Origin of the sequence: Bradyrhizobium sp. BLXBL-01 (assembly GCF_051853025.1) — a bacterium.
Taxonomy (GTDB): Bacteria; Pseudomonadota; Alphaproteobacteria; order Rhizobiales; family Xanthobacteraceae; genus Bradyrhizobium.
In genome coordinates this window covers 3,151,485-3,167,905 of record NZ_CP182471.1, presented here as the reverse complement: position 1 = coordinate 3,167,905, position 16,421 = coordinate 3,151,485, and the positions used below count along the sequence as shown (strand labels likewise).

General features: G+C 63.9%; 20 protein-coding genes. 8 read left to right on the top strand and 12 right to left on the bottom strand.

The genetic code is table 11. The features are described 5' to 3' along the window. Positions 1-42: 42 nt before the first annotated feature. On the top strand, positions 43-1,014 hold the full coding sequence (gene egtD, locus ACNJYA_RS14415) for an L-histidine N(alpha)-methyltransferase (protein WP_172782962.1): 972 nt from the start codon (positions 43-45) through the stop codon (positions 1,012-1,014). Positions 1,015-1,204: 190 nt separating this feature from the next. Here the strand turns inward: egtD and ACNJYA_RS14410 are convergent, their stop codons facing one another. Next, positions 1,205-2,398: a low temperature requirement protein A gene (locus tag ACNJYA_RS14410; RefSeq protein WP_439403139.1), complete on the bottom strand. Its 1,194-nt coding sequence runs from the start codon at positions 2,396-2,398 to the stop codon at positions 1,205-1,207. Between the two features lie 41 nt (positions 2,399-2,439). After that, the gene (locus ACNJYA_RS14405; RefSeq protein WP_011088461.1) at positions 2,440-2,676 is read right to left on the bottom strand and encodes a BolA family protein; all 237 of its coding nucleotides are present in this window, start codon (positions 2,674-2,676) and stop codon (positions 2,440-2,442) included. Between the two features lie 195 nt (positions 2,677-2,871). Between ACNJYA_RS14405 and ACNJYA_RS14400 the strand changes: the two genes are divergently transcribed. After that, positions 2,872-3,231, top strand: a complete 360-nt coding sequence (locus tag ACNJYA_RS14400; protein WP_260371385.1) for a DUF427 domain-containing protein — start codon at positions 2,872-2,874, stop codon at positions 3,229-3,231. A 124-nt stretch (positions 3,232-3,355) separates the two neighbouring features. On the opposite strand, the gene ACNJYA_RS14395 is transcribed toward ACNJYA_RS14400, so the two are convergent. Next, positions 3,356-3,529, bottom strand: coding sequence for a DUF1328 domain-containing protein (locus ACNJYA_RS14395; RefSeq protein WP_172782960.1), 174 nt, complete (start codon positions 3,527-3,529; stop codon positions 3,356-3,358). A gap of 154 nt (positions 3,530-3,683) precedes the next feature. On the opposite strand from ACNJYA_RS14395, the gene ACNJYA_RS14390 reads away from it, so the two are divergent. Further along, positions 3,684-4,871 carry an acyltransferase family protein gene (locus ACNJYA_RS14390; protein WP_172782959.1) on the top strand — a complete coding sequence of 396 codons (1,188 nt, stop codon included), beginning with the start codon at positions 3,684-3,686 and terminating at the stop codon, positions 4,869-4,871. A 121-nt stretch (positions 4,872-4,992) separates the two neighbouring features. Here the strand turns inward: ACNJYA_RS14390 and purL are convergent, their stop codons facing one another. Further along, on the bottom strand, positions 4,993-7,203 hold the full coding sequence (gene purL, locus ACNJYA_RS14385) for a phosphoribosylformylglycinamidine synthase subunit PurL (protein ID WP_439366699.1): 2,211 nt from the start codon (positions 7,201-7,203) through the stop codon (positions 4,993-4,995). 185 nt (positions 7,204-7,388) lie between these two features. Between purL and ACNJYA_RS14380 the strand changes: the two genes are divergently transcribed. Continuing rightward, positions 7,389-7,868 (top strand): PaaI family thioesterase, encoded by a 480-nt coding sequence (locus tag ACNJYA_RS14380; RefSeq protein WP_439366698.1) that lies wholly within the window; start codon positions 7,389-7,391, stop codon positions 7,866-7,868. A gap of 74 nt (positions 7,869-7,942) precedes the next feature. Next, positions 7,943-8,908, top strand: coding sequence for a DMT family transporter (locus ACNJYA_RS14375; protein WP_439366697.1), 966 nt, complete (start codon positions 7,943-7,945; stop codon positions 8,906-8,908). Positions 8,909-8,915: 7 nt separating this feature from the next. Here the strand turns inward: ACNJYA_RS14375 and ACNJYA_RS14370 are convergent, their stop codons facing one another. Next, complete coding sequence (locus tag ACNJYA_RS14370; RefSeq protein ID WP_439366696.1) at positions 8,916-9,653, bottom strand: tetratricopeptide repeat protein; 738 nt, start codon at positions 9,651-9,653, stop codon at positions 8,916-8,918. 143 nt (positions 9,654-9,796) lie between these two features. Continuing rightward, entirely contained in the window at positions 9,797-10,375 is a 579-nt protein-coding gene (locus ACNJYA_RS14365) for a TetR/AcrR family transcriptional regulator (protein WP_439403138.1), read from the bottom strand. A gap of 160 nt (positions 10,376-10,535) precedes the next feature. On the opposite strand from ACNJYA_RS14365, the gene ACNJYA_RS14360 reads away from it, so the two are divergent. Continuing rightward, entirely contained in the window at positions 10,536-10,934 is a 399-nt protein-coding gene (locus ACNJYA_RS14360) for a RidA family protein (protein ID WP_212258017.1), read from the top strand. A 48-nt stretch (positions 10,935-10,982) separates the two neighbouring features. On the opposite strand, the gene ACNJYA_RS14355 is transcribed toward ACNJYA_RS14360, so the two are convergent. Next, entirely contained in the window at positions 10,983-11,972 is a 990-nt protein-coding gene (locus ACNJYA_RS14355) for a tripartite tricarboxylate transporter substrate binding protein BugD (protein ID WP_439366694.1), read from the bottom strand. Then, positions 11,969-12,670, bottom strand: coding sequence for a phosphoribosylformylglycinamidine synthase subunit PurQ (purQ, locus tag ACNJYA_RS14350; protein WP_439366693.1), 702 nt, complete (start codon positions 12,668-12,670; stop codon positions 11,969-11,971). The genes ACNJYA_RS14355 and purQ overlap by 4 nt, the downstream gene beginning before the upstream one ends. 165 nt (positions 12,671-12,835) lie before the next feature. On the opposite strand from purQ, the gene ACNJYA_RS14345 reads away from it, so the two are divergent. After that, positions 12,836-13,852 carry a magnesium and cobalt transport protein CorA gene (locus ACNJYA_RS14345; RefSeq protein WP_260379884.1) on the top strand — a complete coding sequence of 339 codons (1,017 nt, stop codon included), beginning with the start codon at positions 12,836-12,838 and terminating at the stop codon, positions 13,850-13,852. A gap of 15 nt (positions 13,853-13,867) precedes the next feature. Here the strand turns inward: ACNJYA_RS14345 and ACNJYA_RS14340 are convergent, their stop codons facing one another. From ACNJYA_RS14340 to purC, 3 genes are read right to left on the bottom strand one after another with little or no spacing between them, the layout of a single operon-like run. Continuing rightward, positions 13,868-14,122 carry a hypothetical protein gene (locus ACNJYA_RS14340; RefSeq protein WP_439403137.1) on the bottom strand — a complete coding sequence of 85 codons (255 nt, stop codon included), beginning with the start codon at positions 14,120-14,122 and terminating at the stop codon, positions 13,868-13,870. Between the two features lie 12 nt (positions 14,123-14,134). Continuing rightward, complete coding sequence (purS, locus tag ACNJYA_RS14335) at positions 14,135-14,377, bottom strand: phosphoribosylformylglycinamidine synthase subunit PurS (RefSeq protein WP_036012950.1); 243 nt, start codon at positions 14,375-14,377, stop codon at positions 14,135-14,137. Positions 14,378-14,390: 13 nt separating this feature from the next. Next, positions 14,391-15,158, bottom strand: coding sequence for a phosphoribosylaminoimidazolesuccinocarboxamide synthase (purC, locus tag ACNJYA_RS14330; protein ID WP_172782948.1), 768 nt, complete (start codon positions 15,156-15,158; stop codon positions 14,391-14,393). A 320-nt stretch (positions 15,159-15,478) separates the two neighbouring features. Here purC and ACNJYA_RS14325 point away from each other — a divergent pair, with 320 nt between their 5' ends. Beyond that, on the top strand, positions 15,479-15,802 hold the full coding sequence (locus ACNJYA_RS14325) for a DUF1476 domain-containing protein (RefSeq protein ID WP_172782947.1): 324 nt from the start codon (positions 15,479-15,481) through the stop codon (positions 15,800-15,802). 120 nt (positions 15,803-15,922) lie between these two features. On the opposite strand, the gene cynS is transcribed toward ACNJYA_RS14325, so the two are convergent. Next, positions 15,923-16,411 carry a cyanase gene (gene cynS / locus ACNJYA_RS14320; protein ID WP_025037304.1) on the bottom strand — a complete coding sequence of 163 codons (489 nt, stop codon included), beginning with the start codon at positions 16,409-16,411 and terminating at the stop codon, positions 15,923-15,925. Between the last annotated feature and the right edge of the window lie 10 nt (positions 16,412-16,421).

Genomic DNA, 16,421 nt, shown 5'->3' with positions numbered 1-16,421 from the left:
CGACGACAGATGCGCGCCGGACAGCGCGTTCAGGAGAGTATCATGAATGTGCACGCCAGCGCTTTGGCCGAAGCCCATCTTCCCGACGAGCAGACCACCGCTTTCGCCCGCGAGGCCATCGAGGACCTCTCGCAGCAGCCGAAAAGGCTATCGCCGAAATACTTCTATGACGCGACCGGATCGGAGCTGTTCGAGGCGATCACCAAGCTGCCGGAATATTATCCGACGCGCACTGAGCTATCGATCCTCAAGGAGCGCGGCAGCGAGATCGCAAGAATCATCCCGGAGCACGCCGCGCTGGTCGAGTTCGGCGCCGGCGCGACCACGAAGGTGCGCCTGCTGCTCAATCATTGCAGATTCGCGGCCTATGTCCCCGTCGACATCTCCGGCGACTTCCTGAAGGCACAGGCGAGCGGCCTGAAGCGGGATTTCCCGGCGCTCGGCATCTATCCGGTCGCAGCCGACTTCACCACGCCGTTCGAGCTGCCGACGGCCGTCGCCTCCCTACCGAAGGTCGGCTTCTTCCCCGGCTCGACCATCGGCAATTTCGAGCCGCAGGAAGCGCAGGCCTTCCTGAGAAGCGCGCGCAAGATCCTCGGCAAAGGCGCGCAGATGATCATCGGCGCCGATCTCGAGAAGGACGAGCGGATCCTCTTCGACGCCTATAACGATGCGTCCGGCGTCACCGCGCGCTTTAATCTCAATGTGCTGGTGCGCATCAACCGCGAGCTCGGCGGCAATTTCGACCTGTCCGCCTTCACCCATCGCGCGATCTACAATCGCGAGCGGCACCGCATCGAGATGCACCTGATCAGCAAGAAGAGCCAGACCGTGCGCCTGCTCGGCACCAGCTTCTCGTTCCGCCCGGGCGAGAGCATCCACACCGAGAACAGCTACAAATACAGCATCGAGCGCTTTGCCGCGCTGGCCCAGGGCGCGGGCTGGCGCGTCCGCGAGAGCTGGACGGATGCGGCGAAGATGTTCTCGGTGCACGCGCTGGAGGTCGCGGGGTAAGAGCTCCGCTGTTTGAGATCTTCTTCCCTCCGCAGCACATCCTTCGAGACGCCCGCCTTAAGGCGGACCCTCAGGATGAGGACCGAGTGTGCGGCGACAGTTTCAACGTGCACCGATGCTGATGAGCCTCATCCTGAGGAGACCGCGGAGCGGTCGTCTCGAAGGACGAGGCGCTTGCGCAGGTCCGCGTTCAACGCTCCTCGGCCTCCTCCACCTTCGCCCCCAGCGACACCGACTCCCACACCGCCACCACGATCATGATCGCGCTCGTCGCCATTGACAGCCATAGCGGCGACAGTTCCGACGCGAACCACCACAGCACCAGCAGCAGGATGATGCCGATGCCGTGCGAAAGCTGGAGGAAGCCGCGGACCGAGTGCTTGAACAGGATGGTGCCGACCAGGAACACCAGCGGGCCGCCGATCGTGCTCAAAACCGTCCGGATGTCGGAATGGCCGGTCGGATGCTTCAGCACCAGCTCGTCCGACACCGCCGTCAGGATGATGCCGGCAACGATCGGCAGGTGCAGATAGGTGTAGGCGAGCCGCGCCAGACGGCCGGATTCGGTGGACTTCGAGATCCACTCGGACCCGGCTTCGGCGCCCTTGTGGAAATAGACCCACCACATCGCGATGGCACCGACCAGTGCCGAGACGAAGGCCAGGATGTTGGCCGCGGTCCATTCCAGCTCGGCGAAGGTCGCGCCGTTGACGACGACCGCCTCGCCGAGCGCAATGATGACGAACAGAGAGCAGCGCTCGGCCATGTGGCCGCCCTCGACGGCCCAGGCCTCGACCGACGAGAAGCCGAGCCTGGGGACCCAGAAGCGGGCCGCGGGCGAGATGTATTCGATCGTCAGGGCGGCGATCCAGAACCACAGCCGCGCCTCGTCATGGGCGAGGCCGCCGAGGATCCAGAAGATCGCGGAGACGGAGAGCCAGACCAGGATGCGGATCGCGTTGTGCCGTACCAAGGTCCTGTGCGCCGGCGTTGCGAACAGCCAGAACGCGGTACGTCCGACCTGCATGGCCGCGTAGGCGATCGCAAACCAAAGCCCACGCCCCTCGAAGGCGGTCGGGATCGTGGTCGACAGCACGAGGCCGCCCAGCATCATCGCAAACAGCAGCAGCCGGACCGGCGTCAGCTCGGGATTGAGCCAGTTGGTGACCCAGGCGGTGAAGACCCAGACCCACCACACCGCGAGAAACAGCACCGCGACGTGCACCGCGCCGAGCGGCGTGAAATGGTGCAGCAGCGCGTGCGAGATCTGCGTGACGGCGAAGACGAAGACGAGGTCGAAGAACAGCTCGGCATTGGTGACGCGGCTGTGCTGGTTCGGCGTGATGACGCGAAACATCGCGCCGTGCGGATTGTCCGCAGCCATCATCGTCCCCCGTGGCGCTGGTCAGGTCAGGTGCAGCTTCGTCAGGTACCTGGTACGCCGGTTTGCAGCGCCAGCGCGTGCAGCACGCCGCCCATCTGGCCACGCAGGGACTGGTAGACGATCTGGTGCTGCTGGACGCGCGACTTGCCGCGGAAGGATTCCGAGATCACGGTCGCGGCATAGTGGTCGCCGTCGCCGGCGAGGTCACGGATGGTCACCTCGGCATCGGGGATCGCTGCCTTGATCATCGCCTCGATATCGTGGGCGTCCATGGGCATTCGGGTCTTGCTCCTTATTTGGCTGCACAGCAGCCTCATCATCGATTCGCTGCCGGGGTCCCCTTGCCGGCAAGGCCAAACTTAGCGTGAACGGCCTTCTACGTCACGCTTTCCGGCACTATATCCCTGATCCCATCAGGACAAAGGCACGACAAAGTGCCGCGCGCGGCAGATTGATCGAAAAGGCGTGAAATCATGAAGCTTCCAGGGCCCGACCACCCGATCACCATCACCCCAAACCCGAGGCGCGTCCGCGTCACCGCGGGCGACATCGTGATCGCCGAGACCAGCAAGGCGCTGACCTTGAAGGAGGCCAGATATCCGGCGGTGCAATATGTGCCGCGGGAGGACACCAACATGGCCCTGTTGGAGCGTACCGACCGTGTGACCCATTGCCCCTACAAGGGGGACGCGAACTATTACAGCGTCAAGGCCGACGGCAAGACGCTGGACAACGCAATCTGGACCTACGAGACGCCCTTCCCCGCGATGACGGAGATTTCAGGCCATCTGGCGTTTTATCCGGACAAGGTGAAGATCGAGGAAGTGGGGTAGCTCTCGATGTTGTCATTCGGGATGGTCCGAGGGACCAGACCTCAGGTGCGCAATTGCGCACCGGGGAATCTCGAGCTTCCGGGTTCGGTCCTTCGGACCGCCCCGGACTGACGAATGAAATCAGCTACGCCCTGAAGATCGTGAGTCCCAATATCAGCAGCACCAGGAAGATCACGACGAAGACGTAGAACAGGAAGCGGGCGACGTCGGCCGAGGCGGCCGAGATGCCGGTAAAGCCGAGCACGCCGGCCACGATCGAGACAAGTAGGAAGATCAGCGCCCATTTGAGGATCGTCATCGCCAGCTCCGAACTGCCGCTTCTCACGGCCTTCGCCGTTTTCGGCGGACGCTAACTTCGCTGCGCGGAACTGGTTCCTAAGGGAGTCCAGGCTCTTGCTGAATCGAGTTCCCGGCGGCACAGTCCAGCCGGAATCAGGATCGGGGCGGCCACGATGACGATGTCACATTCAGCGACGATCGGCGCAGAGGTGCATGCCGCGCCGCAGAGCAAGGTGCGCAATTTGGCGATCGATCGCGCCCGCACCTTCCTCACTCTGGTCGTGCTGCTGCATCACGCGGTGATCCCCTATACCTATTTCGGTCATACCGATCCGACATATTTCTTCGGTTTCGACATGATCGTGCTCGCCACCGACAGTTTCTTCATGGCGATGTTCTTCTTCCTGTCGGGGCTGTTCGCCTGGTCTGGCATCGCCCGGAAGGGAGTGCGGGGCTATTTGGCAGATCGCCTGCTTCGGCTTGGCTTACCTTTCGCGATCTGCGCCTTCACGATCATTCCGGTCGCCTATTACGCGATCTCCCTGCGGCAGCATCCTGAGATCGGCTTTTCGGAATTCTGGTGGAATATGGTCACGAAGGGCCCGTGGCCGAGCGGGCCGATCTGGTTCCTTTGGGTCTTGTTCGCCTTCGACCTGGTTGCCTGCCTGCTGCACCGGCTGTCGCCCAATCTGCTCGATCCGATCAATCGCCTCTCGCTACATGGTCGCCGCCGGCCCGCGGTGTTCTTCGCGGTCATGCTGGCCGTCACCGCGGCGTTCTACATTCCCGGGCTGGTTCGCTACGGGCATAGCAGTTGGTTCGAGTTCGGGCCGTTCTCGGTCCAGCACGGGCGCGTGATGCTCTATGCGACCTACTTCTTTTTCGGTGCCGGCATCGGCGTTGCGCAAATGGATCGCGGGCTGCTCGCTGTCGACGGCCGCATGGCGAAGGTCAGCTGGGACTGGATGGTGCTGGCGATCGTTCCGTACTGCCTCTTGTGGGGGCTGATCTTCATCAAGCGCGAAATACTGGGCAACCCGTCACCGTTGCCGGACTGGTATGAAGCGCTCTATGCCATCTGCTTCACTGTCTTCAGCGTGGCCATCATGTTTCTGATCCTGGCCTTTTTCCAGAGGTTCAAGCAATCAGGCTCAGCCAGGCTGCTCGATCCAATGCAGGGCGACGCGTTCGGCATGTTCCTGGTGCACTATCCGATCGCACTGTGGCTGCAATACTGGCTGTTCGACTATGACCTGCCGGCGATCGTCAAGGCCACGATCGGGTTTGTACTGACTGTCGCGGCGAGCTGGGCGCTGACGCGAGCGTTGCGGCAGATCCCGGGCGCGTCGAAGGTGTTGTGAGGCATAGCCTCTCCGCCCGTCATTGCGAGGAGCCCTTGCGACGAAGCAATCCAGACTGCCTCAGCAGTGAGATTCTGGATTGCTTCGCTGAGCTCGCAATGACGGAGTGTGTGGCGGCAGTTCAGGCCGCCTTGCCGCCCATGTACTCCGGCAGCCAGCGCTCGAACGATTTGCGCAAGCTGTCGATCGTCACCGGCGCCTCGCCGGCGATCGCGATGGCATCGCCACCGGTGGTGCCGATCCGCACGCAGGGCACCTCGCAGCCGCGCATCTTGGCGAGCACGCGGCCGGCTTCGGTTTCCGGCACGGTGACGAGATAGCGCGCCTGGTCCTCGCCGAACCAATAGGCCTGCGGCACCAGCGCGGCCGGCGCCGCCAGCAGCTTGGCGCCGATGCCGCCCGCCATCGCCATCTCGGCCAGCGCGATCAGGAGACCGCCGTCGGAGAGATCGTGCACCGCAGTCGCAGTGCCCGCATGGATCATGCCGCGCACGACGTCGCCGTTGCGCTTCTCGGCGGCGAGATCGACCGGCGGCGGTGCGCCCTCCTCGCGGCCGCAGATGTCGCGCAAATAGACGGACTGGCCGAGCCAGCCGTGGGTCTCGCCGATCAGGAGGATCGCCTCGCCCTCGGCCTTGAAGGCGAGCGAGGCAGACTTGGTGAAATCGTCGAGCAGGCCGACGCCGCCGATCGAGGGTGTCGGGAGGATCGCGCGGCCGTTGGTCTCGTTGTAGAGCGAGACGTTGCCGGACACGACCGGGAAGTCCAGCGTGCGGCAGGCTTCTGAGATGCCCTTCAGGCAGCCGACGAACTGGCCCATGATCTCGGGCCGCTCAGGATTGCCGAAGTTGAGATTGTCGGTGATCGCGAGCGGCTTGCCGCCGACCGCGGTGATGTTGCGCCAGGCTTCCGCGACCGCCTGCTTGCCGCCCTGATAAGGATCGGCCTCGCAATAGCGCGGCGTGACGTCGACGGTGAGCGCGAGGCCCTTCGGCCCGTCCTGCACGCGCACCACGGCCGCATCGCCGCCCGGACGCTGCATGGTGTTGCCGAGAATGACGTGGTCGTACTGCTCCCAAACCCAGCGCTTAGAGCACATATCGGGCGTGCCGATCAGCTTCTCCAGCGCGCTACCTAAGCCCATCGGCGCCGGCACGTCGCGGGCATGCACGACCGGCAACGCGGCCGAGGGGACATGCGGCCGGTCATAGACCGGTGCCTCGTCGCCGAGCTCCTTGATCGGCAAATCGGCCATGACGTCGCCGCCATGCTTGACCACGAAACGCTTGCTCGGCGTGGTGTAGCCGACGACGGCGAAGTCGAGACCCCACTTCTTGAAGATCGCCTCGGCTTCCTTCTCCTTCTCGGGCTTGAGCACCATGAGCATGCGCTCCTGGCTCTCCGAGAGCATCATCTCGTAGGCGCTCATGCCGGTCTCGCGGGTCGGCACCGCATCGAGGTCGAGGTCGACGCCGAGGTCGCCCTTGGCGCCCATCTCCACCGCCGAGCAGGTCAGGCCGGCCGCACCCATGTCCTGGATCGCGATGACGCAGCCCTTTTCCATGATCTCGAGGCAGGCTTCGAGCAGCAGCTTCTCGGCGAAGGGATCGCCGACCTGCACGGTCGGGCGCTTCTCCTCGGACTTGTCGTCGAACTCGGCCGAGGCCATCGAGGCGCCGTGAATGCCGTCGCGGCCGGTCTTGGAGCCCAAATAGACGATCGGCATGTTCACGCCGGAGGCCGCCGCATAGAAGATCTTGTCGGCATCGGCGAGACCCACCGCCATGGCATTGACGAGGATGTTGCCGTCGTAGCGGGTGTGGAAGCGCACCTGCCCGCCCACCGTCGGCACGCCGAAGGAATTGCCGTAGCCGCCGACGCCCGCCACCACGCCGGAGACGAGATGCCGCGTCTTCGGATGCTCGGGCGCGCCGAAGCTGAGCGCATTGAGGCAGGCGATGGGACGCGCGCCCATGGTGAAGACGTCGCGCAGGATGCCGCCGACGCCGGTGGTCGCGCCCTGGTACGGCTCGATATAGCTCGGGTGGTTGTGGCTCTCCATCTTGAAGACCACGGCCTGGCCATCGCCGATGTCGATCACGCCGGCATTCTCGCCGGGGCCCTGGATCACCCAGGGCGCCTTGGTCGGCAGGCCACGCAGATGGATGCGCGAGGATTTGTACGAGCAGTGCTCGTTCCACATCGCCGAGAAGATGCCGAGCTCGGTGAAGGTCGGCTCCCGCCCGATCAGCTTCAGGATCCGCTCATACTCGTCGGGCTTGAGCCCGTGGGCGGCAACCAGCTCGGGGGTGATCTTGGGTTCATTCTTCATGGATTCGAGGCTTTCGGCGGCGGTTTGGCCGTTCTTAGGAACATCGGACGGCTTCGAAAAGCCCTTTATGGCGCATTTTCCCGCTGTCCCACGTTTTGCGCCGGGGAGCCCGCGGGAACGGGAATTGCACGGCGCGGTCGGATCGGATTTAAGGTCTAAAGACCCGCAATTGAAGGCCTATTTCCTTGCACGAATTGACCAAAGCGCCCCCGCCGCGCCGCCCCGAGCTCCATGTCGCCACCGAGGGCGAATTTGTGGGCTGGCGGACCTGGATTCGCGACAGTTTTGAGTCCCATGTCGGCCCCTTCTGGCACCGGATCGAGGCAGACGGCAGCGTCCGCAGCGCCTTCCGGGTCGAGAATAAGCATCTCAACGGCTCCGGGAACGTCCATGGCGGCTGTTACATGGCCTTCGCCGACTATTCGCTGTTTGCGATCGCCACCCATGTCCTGGACAGCCGGGCGGTGACGACCAATTTCGCCTGCGAATTCCTCGACGCGGCACGCGAGGGCGAGCTGATCGAATGCACCGGCGAGGTCACCCGCGCCGGCGGTTCGCTGATCTTCCTGCGCGGCAAGATGATGTCCGGCGAGCGGCTGCTGCTCACCTTTTCCGGCACGATCAAGCGGATGAAGCGGAAGGCACTCCCGCAGCCAGACGCATAGCTCGACGCTTCCCTTTTCGCGCACCCTCGCCCAGACTTCCGGCAAGCGCTTTTGGCGCCGGGGAGCAGAACAAGGTGCCGCAGAGCACATCCGAGGCGGGCCGCGCGAGGCCGGCCGCATCAGCGCCGTTGCCGTCCATGACCGCCAAAGGTGCGCACAGCTGGCGCGACTATGCGCTGCTGCTTGCGCTCGCCTGCTGCTGGAGCTCGACCTATCCGCTGGCCAAGCTGGCGCTCCCCACCATCCCGCCCATCACCTTCATCTCGGCGCGCTCACTGATCGCCGCCGCCTTCCTGTTCGCGATCCTGTGGATGCGCGGCACCAGGATCCCCACCGACGCGAAAGCCTGGAAGCTGTTCGCAACCCAGCAATTGATCAACTCGACCTTCCCGTTCCTGATCATCACGTGGTCGCAGCAATATGTGCCGGCATCGAACACGGTGGTGCTGGCCTCGACCACGCCGATCTTCGCCTTCCTGATCACCTCGCTGATCACGCGGCACGAGCCGGCGACGCTGCTCAAGCTAACTGGTGCGATTTTGGGACTCGCCGGCACCGTCGCCATCGTCGGGCTCGACGCGCTGCGCGGCTTCGGCAGCGAGATCGTGGCGGAGATCGCGATCCTGCTCGCCACCATTTCCTTTGCCTGCGCGACGATCTTCGGCCTCCGCCTGTCCGAATACGATCCGATGGTGGTGGCGGCAGGTTCGCTCTTGTTCGGCGGCCTCGTGCTGCTGCCGCCCGCGCTGATCATCGACCAGCCCTGGACGCTGCAGCCGACGCCCACCGCGATCGTGGCCACGATCGTCATGGGCATCGTCTCCAGTGCCCTCGGCCTGATGCTGTTCTACATCTGCCTCGGCCGGCTCGGCACGCTCACGACCAACGCGCAAGGCTATCTGCGCATCCCGATCGGCGTCGGCCTCTCGGTGCTGCTGCTCGGCGAGAGCGTGCCGTCGAACCTCGCGCTGGGGCTGGTGCTGGTGATGGCGGGCGTTGCGGCCATGACGGTGCCGGCGGAGCGGCTGAAGTGGCGCTAGCGAGCGGCTAGGTCGACAGCTGCTTCTCCGCGATCGACAGCCATTCCGCCTGCGCCTTGCGCAGATATTTCGGCGCGCGGCGCATCTGGATCAGCAGCTCGTTGAAGACCATGCGCGCTTCAGTGGTGCAGCCGACCGTTTGCAGCAGCATGCCGTAGCGCACCCGCGCTTCGGCGCCGGGGAAGTAGCCGACGAGCGCGTGGTATTCCTCCAGCGCCTCGTCGAGACGTCCGACCTCGGCGAGCGCGCGGGCATAGAGCAGATGCGCGTCGGCGGAATCGAAGTCGGGCCATTGCTTCTGCAGATCGTCCAGCGTGGCGAGCGCATCGGCCGGGCGGCTGGCGCCAAATTGCGCCTGAGCCTTGCGCAGCGCATAGGCGGGATCGTGGCCCAAGGGCAGCTTCAGGATATGATCATAATGCGCTTCCGCTTCGGCAAATCGGCCGATATTTGCGCACTCGTCCGCCAGCGCCGCGCGGTTGACGATGGTGTCGGTGCCGGCCAGCCGGTCGGACAGCTCGCGATAGCGCTTCTCGGGATCGAGGCGATTGGCGACACGCTGGCGCGCCTGCCGTGCACCGGGGCTGGAAAACCATTCGGGAATGAGCTCGACCGCGATATAGGCGATCGCGCCCATCATCGGCACCAGCAGGATGATGAAGGCCCAGGGCCGCAACCGTCCGGTTCGCGAGGCATGATAGATCAGCGTGATATCGAGCAGCAGAACGACCAAAGCGACGGGCATGTGACATCCGGAAAGCACTACGACAGCGCCGCTTCCTGATATCGCAATCGATGCAATGAAACAACTTTGAGTTGCTTCATCCGGCAAAAATCGGCGAACCTGATCGGCGCCATGATGGTGACGAGAGTCAGTCGCCTCAAAACCTATGCAGGTTCACGCGCCTCGCGCAGCAATCCACTCGCCAGCTCTCGAAACGCATCAACGGCCTTGCTCAACACACTCTTGGGATCGTCGGCGGCCGCGACCCACAAGGCGGCGCTGAGCGCAGCGCCGTTCAGCAACCGCCCCGCCGCTTCGACGTCGACCGGCTTCACGACCCCCTGCTCGATCAGCGCGCGGATCGTTCGCATGGTGATGTCGAGACAGGCGTTCTCGCCGGGCCATTTGGAGGGATCGCCGAGCACGGCAGGTCCATCCAGAAGCATGATGCGCTGGATCTCGGGGTCGAGCGCCATTTCGATATAGGCGCTTCCCTCCGCGAGCAGGCCCAGCCACAGGCTGGGCGCTTGCTCCCGGGCGATGCGGAGCCGCTCCGCCATCTCCCCATCGATCTGCTCGACGACGGCCCAGAGCAGCCCCTTCTTGTCTTCGAAGTTGTGATACAGCGCGCCCCGCGTCAGACCGACGGCGGCAGTGAGCTCGTCCATCGACGCGGCTGCATAGCCCTGCGTGGCGAATGCCTCGCGGGCGGCGCGGATAAGCTTGGCCCGATTTTCCGCCATGGCCGCGGCGCGCTTCCCCTTTGCCACTCGACCCCCTTGACATACGCCTCGTATGTGAGTGATACCTGACATACGAAACGTATCTGAAAATGCCGCGAAACGCCACCCATGGAGCGCCCACGTTCCATCCGCCCCATCCATCGATTGAAAGGCTCCTGCCATGCCCCAGCGAGAGGCAATCTTCCCCGAAAACCGCCACGCGCTCTATCAAGTGCATCGCTATTCCGCAGCGATCCGCTCCGGCGACCTGCTGTTCGTGTCGGGGCAGGTCGGCAGCCGCGAGGACGGCTCACCCGAGCCGGTGTTCGAGGACCAGGTCCGGCGCGCGTTCGCCAATTTGCGTGCCGTGCTCGCAGCCGGTGGATGCACGTTGGATGATGTCGTCGACGTCACCACATTCCACACCGATCCGGCGAGCCAGATTGAGACGGTGATGGCCGTTCGCACCGAGGAGATCGGCGATCCGCCCTATCCGAACTGGACGGCCGTCGGCGTGAATTGGCTTGCTGGCTTCGACTTCGAGATCAAGGTCATCGCCCGCATTCCTGTGCTCCAGTAAGCCTTCTGGGCGGCCATACGCCGGCCGCCGCCAGGCTCCTTGCGCAGGCTACTTGTTGGCGTCGTCTGCCAGCATCTTGCGGTACTTCTCGACGTCACGCGTCACGAGCTTTTGCAGCACTTCCGGCGTATGCTCGTCGGCATCGGGCGCAACGGTCGAGAGGTCGGCAAAGCGCTTCTTCACCGCCTCGGTCTCGACGGCCGTGCGCGCGGCTGCGTTCAGCTTGGCGATGACGGCCGGCGGCGTGCCCTTGGGCGCGAACAGGCCGTTCCAGCCCTGCGCCTCGAACTCGGGCAGGCCTGCTTCCGCCGAGGTCGGCAGATCCGGCAGCGTCGCGAGCCGAACGGTCGAGCCGACCACGAGGCCCTTCACCAGCTTGTCGTTGATTGCTTGGGACACCGAGGCGGCCGCGTCGCAGACGCCGTCGATCTGGCCGCCGATCGCGTCAGTCAGTGCCGGCGCGGCGCCGCGATAGCCGACCAGCGTCGCATCGATCCCGGCTGATGTGACGAAGCTCTTGCAGATCAGATAGTTGGAGGAGCCGACGCCGGCATGGCCGAGATTGATCTTGCCCGGATTGGCCTTGGCATAGGCGATGAACTCCTTGAGGTCCTTCGCCGGAAAGTCCTTGCGCAGCGCAATGATGCCGAACGTCTTCGCCACCATCGCGATCGGCACGAAGGACTCAGGGGTGAACGGCAGTTTTGGATAGATCGTATAGGTCGCCGCATTGGTGCCGGCATTGCCGATCGCGATGGTGTAGCCGTCAGGCTCGGCGCGGGAGGCACGCGCCAGCGCGGTCGAGCCGCCGGCGCCGGCAACATTCTCGATCACGATGGTCTGGCCGAGCGCAATCCCCATCTGCTCGGCAACCGCCCGCGCGATCACGTCCGAGGTTCCCCCTGCCGCGAACGGCACGATCATGGTGATCGGACGCTTGGGATAATCCTGTGCGGATGCGCAAGTCGCTACTGAAAATGTCGCGAGCGCGAGCGCCACGACGGCGGCGAGAGCACGCTTCATCACGAACGCAATCACGCCGCTTTTTCCAGATGCTGGGCAAGACCGGCGAACAGGCCGCGGCCATCGGTGCAGCCCATGATGTCTTCGACGTGGTTTTCCGGATGCGGCATCATGCCGAGCACGTTGCCCCTGTCGTTGACAATGCCGGCGATGGAATGTGCCGCGCCGTTGATGTTGGCGGCCTCGTCGACCACGCCATCGGCTGAGCAGTAGCGATAGAGCACCCGCCCATCGCCTTCGAGCCGCTTGATGGTCTCTTCGTCCGCCTCGTAATTGCCCTCACCATGGGCGACGGGCACGCGGATCACCTGACCGGCATTGTAGCCGCGGGTGAACGGCGTGTCGGAGCGCTCGACGCGCAGATGCACGTCGCGGCAGATGAATTTCAGCCGCGCATTGCGCATCAAGACGCCCGGCAGGAGGCCGGACTCGCAGAGGATCTGAAAACCGTTGCAGACGCCGAGCACGAGGCCGCCCTTGGCCGCATAGTCGCGCACCGCGTCCATCACCGGCGCACGTGCCGCAATCGCGCCGCAGCGCAGATAATCGCCGTAGGAGAAGCCGCCGGGCACGACCACGAGATCGGTGCCCGCAGGCAGCGAGGTCTCGGCGTGCCAGACCATCGCGGGCTCGCTGCCGGAGATCAGCCTCAGGGCGCGCGCCATGTCGCGCTCGCGGTTGATTCCGGGAAAGACGAGTATGGCGGCTTTCATGGCAGAGGTTCCGACGCGGCTGGGAATGAGGCTGGCCGACCGGCCAATTCGTGAACAGACATAACCATTTGACGGAGATTTTACCAGTGCTAGCGTGGCGAAGCGCCGTTGTACACAGGCCATAGCCACTCGCTTTGGTCACTCGATTTGCCCGGGATTGAAGCCATGAACGTCCCGTCGCTGCCCGCATTCCCCTCCGAACCGGTGTCCACCGAGGGCGTCGTTGCCGCCGGCGCTTATGTCGACGGCCGCCGCGTCGCCAATATCGCCATCAGCGAGGCCTCGAGTTGGCGAGCCAAGCCCGGCCACGTCGTGTGGATCGGGCTGCACGAGCCCGACATGGCGCTGCTCGGCGCGGTGCAGAAGCAGTTCGACCTGCACGACCTCGCCATCGAGGACGCCAACCACGCCCATCAGCGGCCGAAGATCGAGCAATATGGCGAGGCCCTGTTCATCGTCGCGCGCACCGCGCAATTGATCGAGGGACGCATTGCTTTCGGCGAGACCCACATCTTCGTCGGCGAAGGCTATCTGGTCTCGGTGCGCCACGGCGCTTCGACATCCTACACGCCGGTGCGCGAACGCTGCGAGAGCTGCCCGCGGGCGCTCGCGCGCGGCGAGGATTACATCCTCTACGCCATCCTCGATTTCATCGTCGACAATTACTCGCCCGTGCTGGAAAGCATTCACGAAGAGATCGAGAAGATCGAGGACGACGTGCTCGCGCACGCGATCACCAAGACGCAGATCGAGCGGCTCTACATGCTGCGGCGTGACCTGTTGCGGCTCCGTAACGCAATCGGGCCGCTGGTGGAGGTCTGCCGCCGTCTCGAGCACGATGAGCTGTCGATGGTGCGCGCGACGATGCAGCCTCTGTTCCGCGACGTCACCGACCATGTCCGCAACATCCAGGAGCGCATCGATTCCATGCGCGAGGTGCTGGCCTTCGCCTTCGAGGCGAGCCTGCTGGTCGGCCAGGCCCACGAGACCGCGGTGTCGAAGAAGCTCGCGTCCTGGCTCGCCATCATCGCCATCCCGACCGCGCTCGCCGGCATCTACGGCATGAACTTCAAGCACATGCCGGAGCTGGAATGGGAGTACGGCTACTTCATGCTGCTCGGCGTGATGCTGACCGCCTGCGGGTCGCTGTACTGGCGCTTTCGGCGGGTGGGATGGCTGTGACGCTCTGAACCGAGGCTATCGAACAGGCGCCTCGTTCAGTTCTAGCCTGCGCTCGATCCGGTCAAGCCTGCCCTCATGCCGCACCAGCGTGGCATGAACCGCCGCAATCTCCTGAAAGACACTTGTGACATTCTGGCGAGCGGCATTTTGGGACGTTCGCAACGCCAGAATTTCCTGCCTCATCTCATCGATCTTGCCATCAACCTGCACCAGTCGCGCCTGGATCGGCTTCAACACCTCGAACATGAGCTCGGCCGTCACGTCGGGCATTTGGCTTAATCCCTACGCTTTCATCTCGATCGCATAATTCTCGATCACGGTGTTCGCCAAGAGCTTGTCGGCGGCTTCCTTCAGTGCTGCCTCCGCCTTGGCCTTGTCGGCGCCGGCGAGCTCGATGTCGAACACCTTGCCCTGGCGGACGCTGGCGACGCCGTCGACGCCGAGCGACTTCAGCGCGCCTTCGATGGCCTTGCCCTGCGGATCGAGGATGCCCGTCTTCAGGGTAACGGTGACACGTGCCTTCACGTCAAAGTCCTCTTCAGCTCTTCACCAGCACCGGGCCGGTGCCCTGGGGACGCTCGTTCTCCATGAGGATGCCGAGACGCTTTGCAACTTCCGTATAGGCTTCCAGCAGACCACCGAGGTCGCGGCGGAAACGATCCTTGTCGAGCTTCTCGTTCGACTTGATGTCCCACAGACGGCAGCTGTCCGGCGAGATCTCGTCGGCGACGATGATCCGCATCATCTCGTTCTCGAACAGGCGGCCGCACTCCATCTTGAAGTCGACGAGGCGGATGCCGATGCCGAGGAAGAGGCCGGTGAGGAAGTCGTTGACGCGGATGGCGAGCGCCATGATGTCGTCGATCTCCTGCGGCGTCGCCCAGCCGAAGGCGGTGATGTGCTCTTCCGACACCATGGGGTCGTTGAGCTGGTCGTTCTTGTAATAGAATTCGATGATCGAGCGCGGGAGCTGCGTGCCCTCCTCGATGCCGAGGCGCTGCGACAGCGAGCCGGCGGCGACGTTCCGCACCACCACTTCCAGGGGCACGATCTCGACCTCGCGAATCAACTGCTCGCGCATGTTGAGGCGGCGAATGAAATGGGTCGGCACCCCGATGTCGTTGAGGTGCTGAAACAGGTACTCCGAGATCCGGTTGTTGAGGACACCCTTGCCCTCGATCACCTGATGCTTTTTCGCATTGAACGCGGTGGCGTCGTCCTTGAAGTGCTGGATCAGGGTACCGGGCTCCGGGCCTTCGTAAAGAACCTTTGCCTTGCCTTCATAAATGCGACGCCGACGGCTCATGGGGATGTACCGTGTTTTGTTGAAATCCATGAATTTGGTGTGCTCCGGTTGACTTGGATTACGACCCACAGCGGAGCTGCCGTGAACGGCCAGGAACCCATCCATAACCCTTTGGAAACAGAACGGGAACCAAGCCTCAGGCAACCTATCCGATTGGCTGTCCGAGCACAATCGATCCGGCCGTCCGGCACCAACTTATACCGTCTTGCCTGCGGCTTAACGGCCCGTTGTTTTGCCGATTCGTGCTATCTATGTAGGCATGCAGCCGGGTCGCCGCAACGGAAGGCTCCGCTCCATTCAGCGAGGATTTGGAACAAGGTATGAGCGAGTTCGATAAGCGCCAGGAAGGCTTCGAGAAGAAGTACGCCCTCGACGAGGAGCAGAAGTTCAAGGCGGAGGCCCGCCGCAACCGGCTGCTCGGCCTGTGGGCGGCCGAGAAGCTCGGCATCACCGGCGATGCCGCCACCGCCTATGCCAAGGAGGTGGTCGCGGCCGATTTCGAGGAGGCCGGCGATGCCGACGTCCTGCGCAAGCTGACGGCCGATTTCGCCGCCAAGAACGTCGCCGTCACCGAGCAGGCGATTCGCGCCAAGATGAGCGAGCTGCTCGCGGTTGCCGCCGCCGAGGTGAAGGCGGGGAAATGACGCTAAGCGTCATTCCGGGGCGCTCCAACGGCGCGAACTCAGGTGCGCAATTGCGCACCTGAGAATCTCGAGATTCCGGATCGCCGCTGCCGCGGCGTCCGGAATGACGGAAAAACCAAATCACTCCTCCTTGAAGCCGTATTCCGGCACGTTGCCGCTGGCGCCGTAATATTTGTACGGCAGGAACTTGCCGCTCATGGTGATCTTGACGCGGTCGCCCTTGGGGTTGGCGACGCGCTCGATGCCCATGTCGAAGTCGATGGCCGACATGATGCCGTCGCCGAATTCCTCCTCGATCAGCGCCTTCCAGGCCGGGCCGTTCACCATCACCATCTCGTAGAAGCGGTAGATCAGCGGGTCGGTCGGCGGCATCGGCGTGCCGGTGCCGCGCATCGGCACCTCGTTGAGCATGGCAACTTCCGCCTTCGACAGGCCGAACAGCTCGCCGGCATTGGCCGCCTGCGGCTTTGTCAGTTTCATCTGGCCCATGATCGCACCGACGATCAGAACCTCGGAATAGCCGCCGATCTTTTCGCAGATGTGCTTCCAGCTCCAGCCCTTCTCGCGCTTGATGTCGAGCAGCTTCTCGGTGAGGTCTTCGCGCTTCATTGTCGGGGTC

Bases quoted from the DNA above. Each gene is read 5' to 3' on its own strand.
- cynS (WP_025037304.1), bottom strand. From the start codon at position 16,411: ATGAAGCGCGAAGACCTCACCGAGAAGCTGCTCGACATCAAGCGCGAG.
- purC (WP_172782948.1), bottom strand. From the start codon at position 15,158: ATGAGCCGTCGGCGTCGCATTTATGAAGGCAAGGCAAAGGTTCTTTAC.
- ACNJYA_RS14325 (WP_172782947.1), top strand. From the start codon at position 15,479: ATGAGCGAGTTCGATAAGCGCCAGGAAGGCTTCGAGAAGAAGTACGCC.
- ACNJYA_RS14410 (WP_439403139.1), bottom strand. From the start codon at position 2,398: ATGGCTGCGGACAATCCGCACGGCGCGATGTTTCGCGTCATCACGCCG.
- ACNJYA_RS14345 (WP_260379884.1), top strand. From the start codon at position 12,836: ATGAACGTCCCGTCGCTGCCCGCATTCCCCTCCGAACCGGTGTCCACC.
- ACNJYA_RS14365 (WP_439403138.1), bottom strand. From the start codon at position 10,375: ATGGCGGAAAATCGGGCCAAGCTTATCCGCGCCGCCCGCGAGGCATTC.
- egtD (WP_172782962.1), top strand. From the start codon at position 43: ATGAATGTGCACGCCAGCGCTTTGGCCGAAGCCCATCTTCCCGACGAG.
- ACNJYA_RS14405 (WP_011088461.1), bottom strand. From the start codon at position 2,676: ATGCCCATGGACGCCCACGATATCGAGGCGATGATCAAGGCAGCGATC.
- ACNJYA_RS14400 (WP_260371385.1), top strand. From the start codon at position 2,872: ATGAAGCTTCCAGGGCCCGACCACCCGATCACCATCACCCCAAACCCG.
- ACNJYA_RS14340 (WP_439403137.1), bottom strand. From the start codon at position 14,122: ATGCCCGACGTGACGGCCGAGCTCATGTTCGAGGTGTTGAAGCCGATC.
- purL (WP_439366699.1), bottom strand. From the start codon at position 7,203: ATGAAGAATGAACCCAAGATCACCCCCGAGCTGGTTGCCGCCCACGGG.
- purQ (WP_439366693.1), bottom strand. From the start codon at position 12,670: ATGAAAGCCGCCATACTCGTCTTTCCCGGAATCAACCGCGAGCGCGAC.
- ACNJYA_RS14370 (WP_439366696.1), bottom strand. From the start codon at position 9,653: ATGCCCGTCGCTTTGGTCGTTCTGCTGCTCGATATCACGCTGATCTAT.
- ACNJYA_RS14395 (WP_172782960.1), bottom strand. From the start codon at position 3,529: ATGACGATCCTCAAATGGGCGCTGATCTTCCTACTTGTCTCGATCGTG.
- ACNJYA_RS14390 (WP_172782959.1), top strand. From the start codon at position 3,684: ATGACGATGTCACATTCAGCGACGATCGGCGCAGAGGTGCATGCCGCG.
- ACNJYA_RS14360 (WP_212258017.1), top strand. From the start codon at position 10,536: ATGCCCCAGCGAGAGGCAATCTTCCCCGAAAACCGCCACGCGCTCTAT.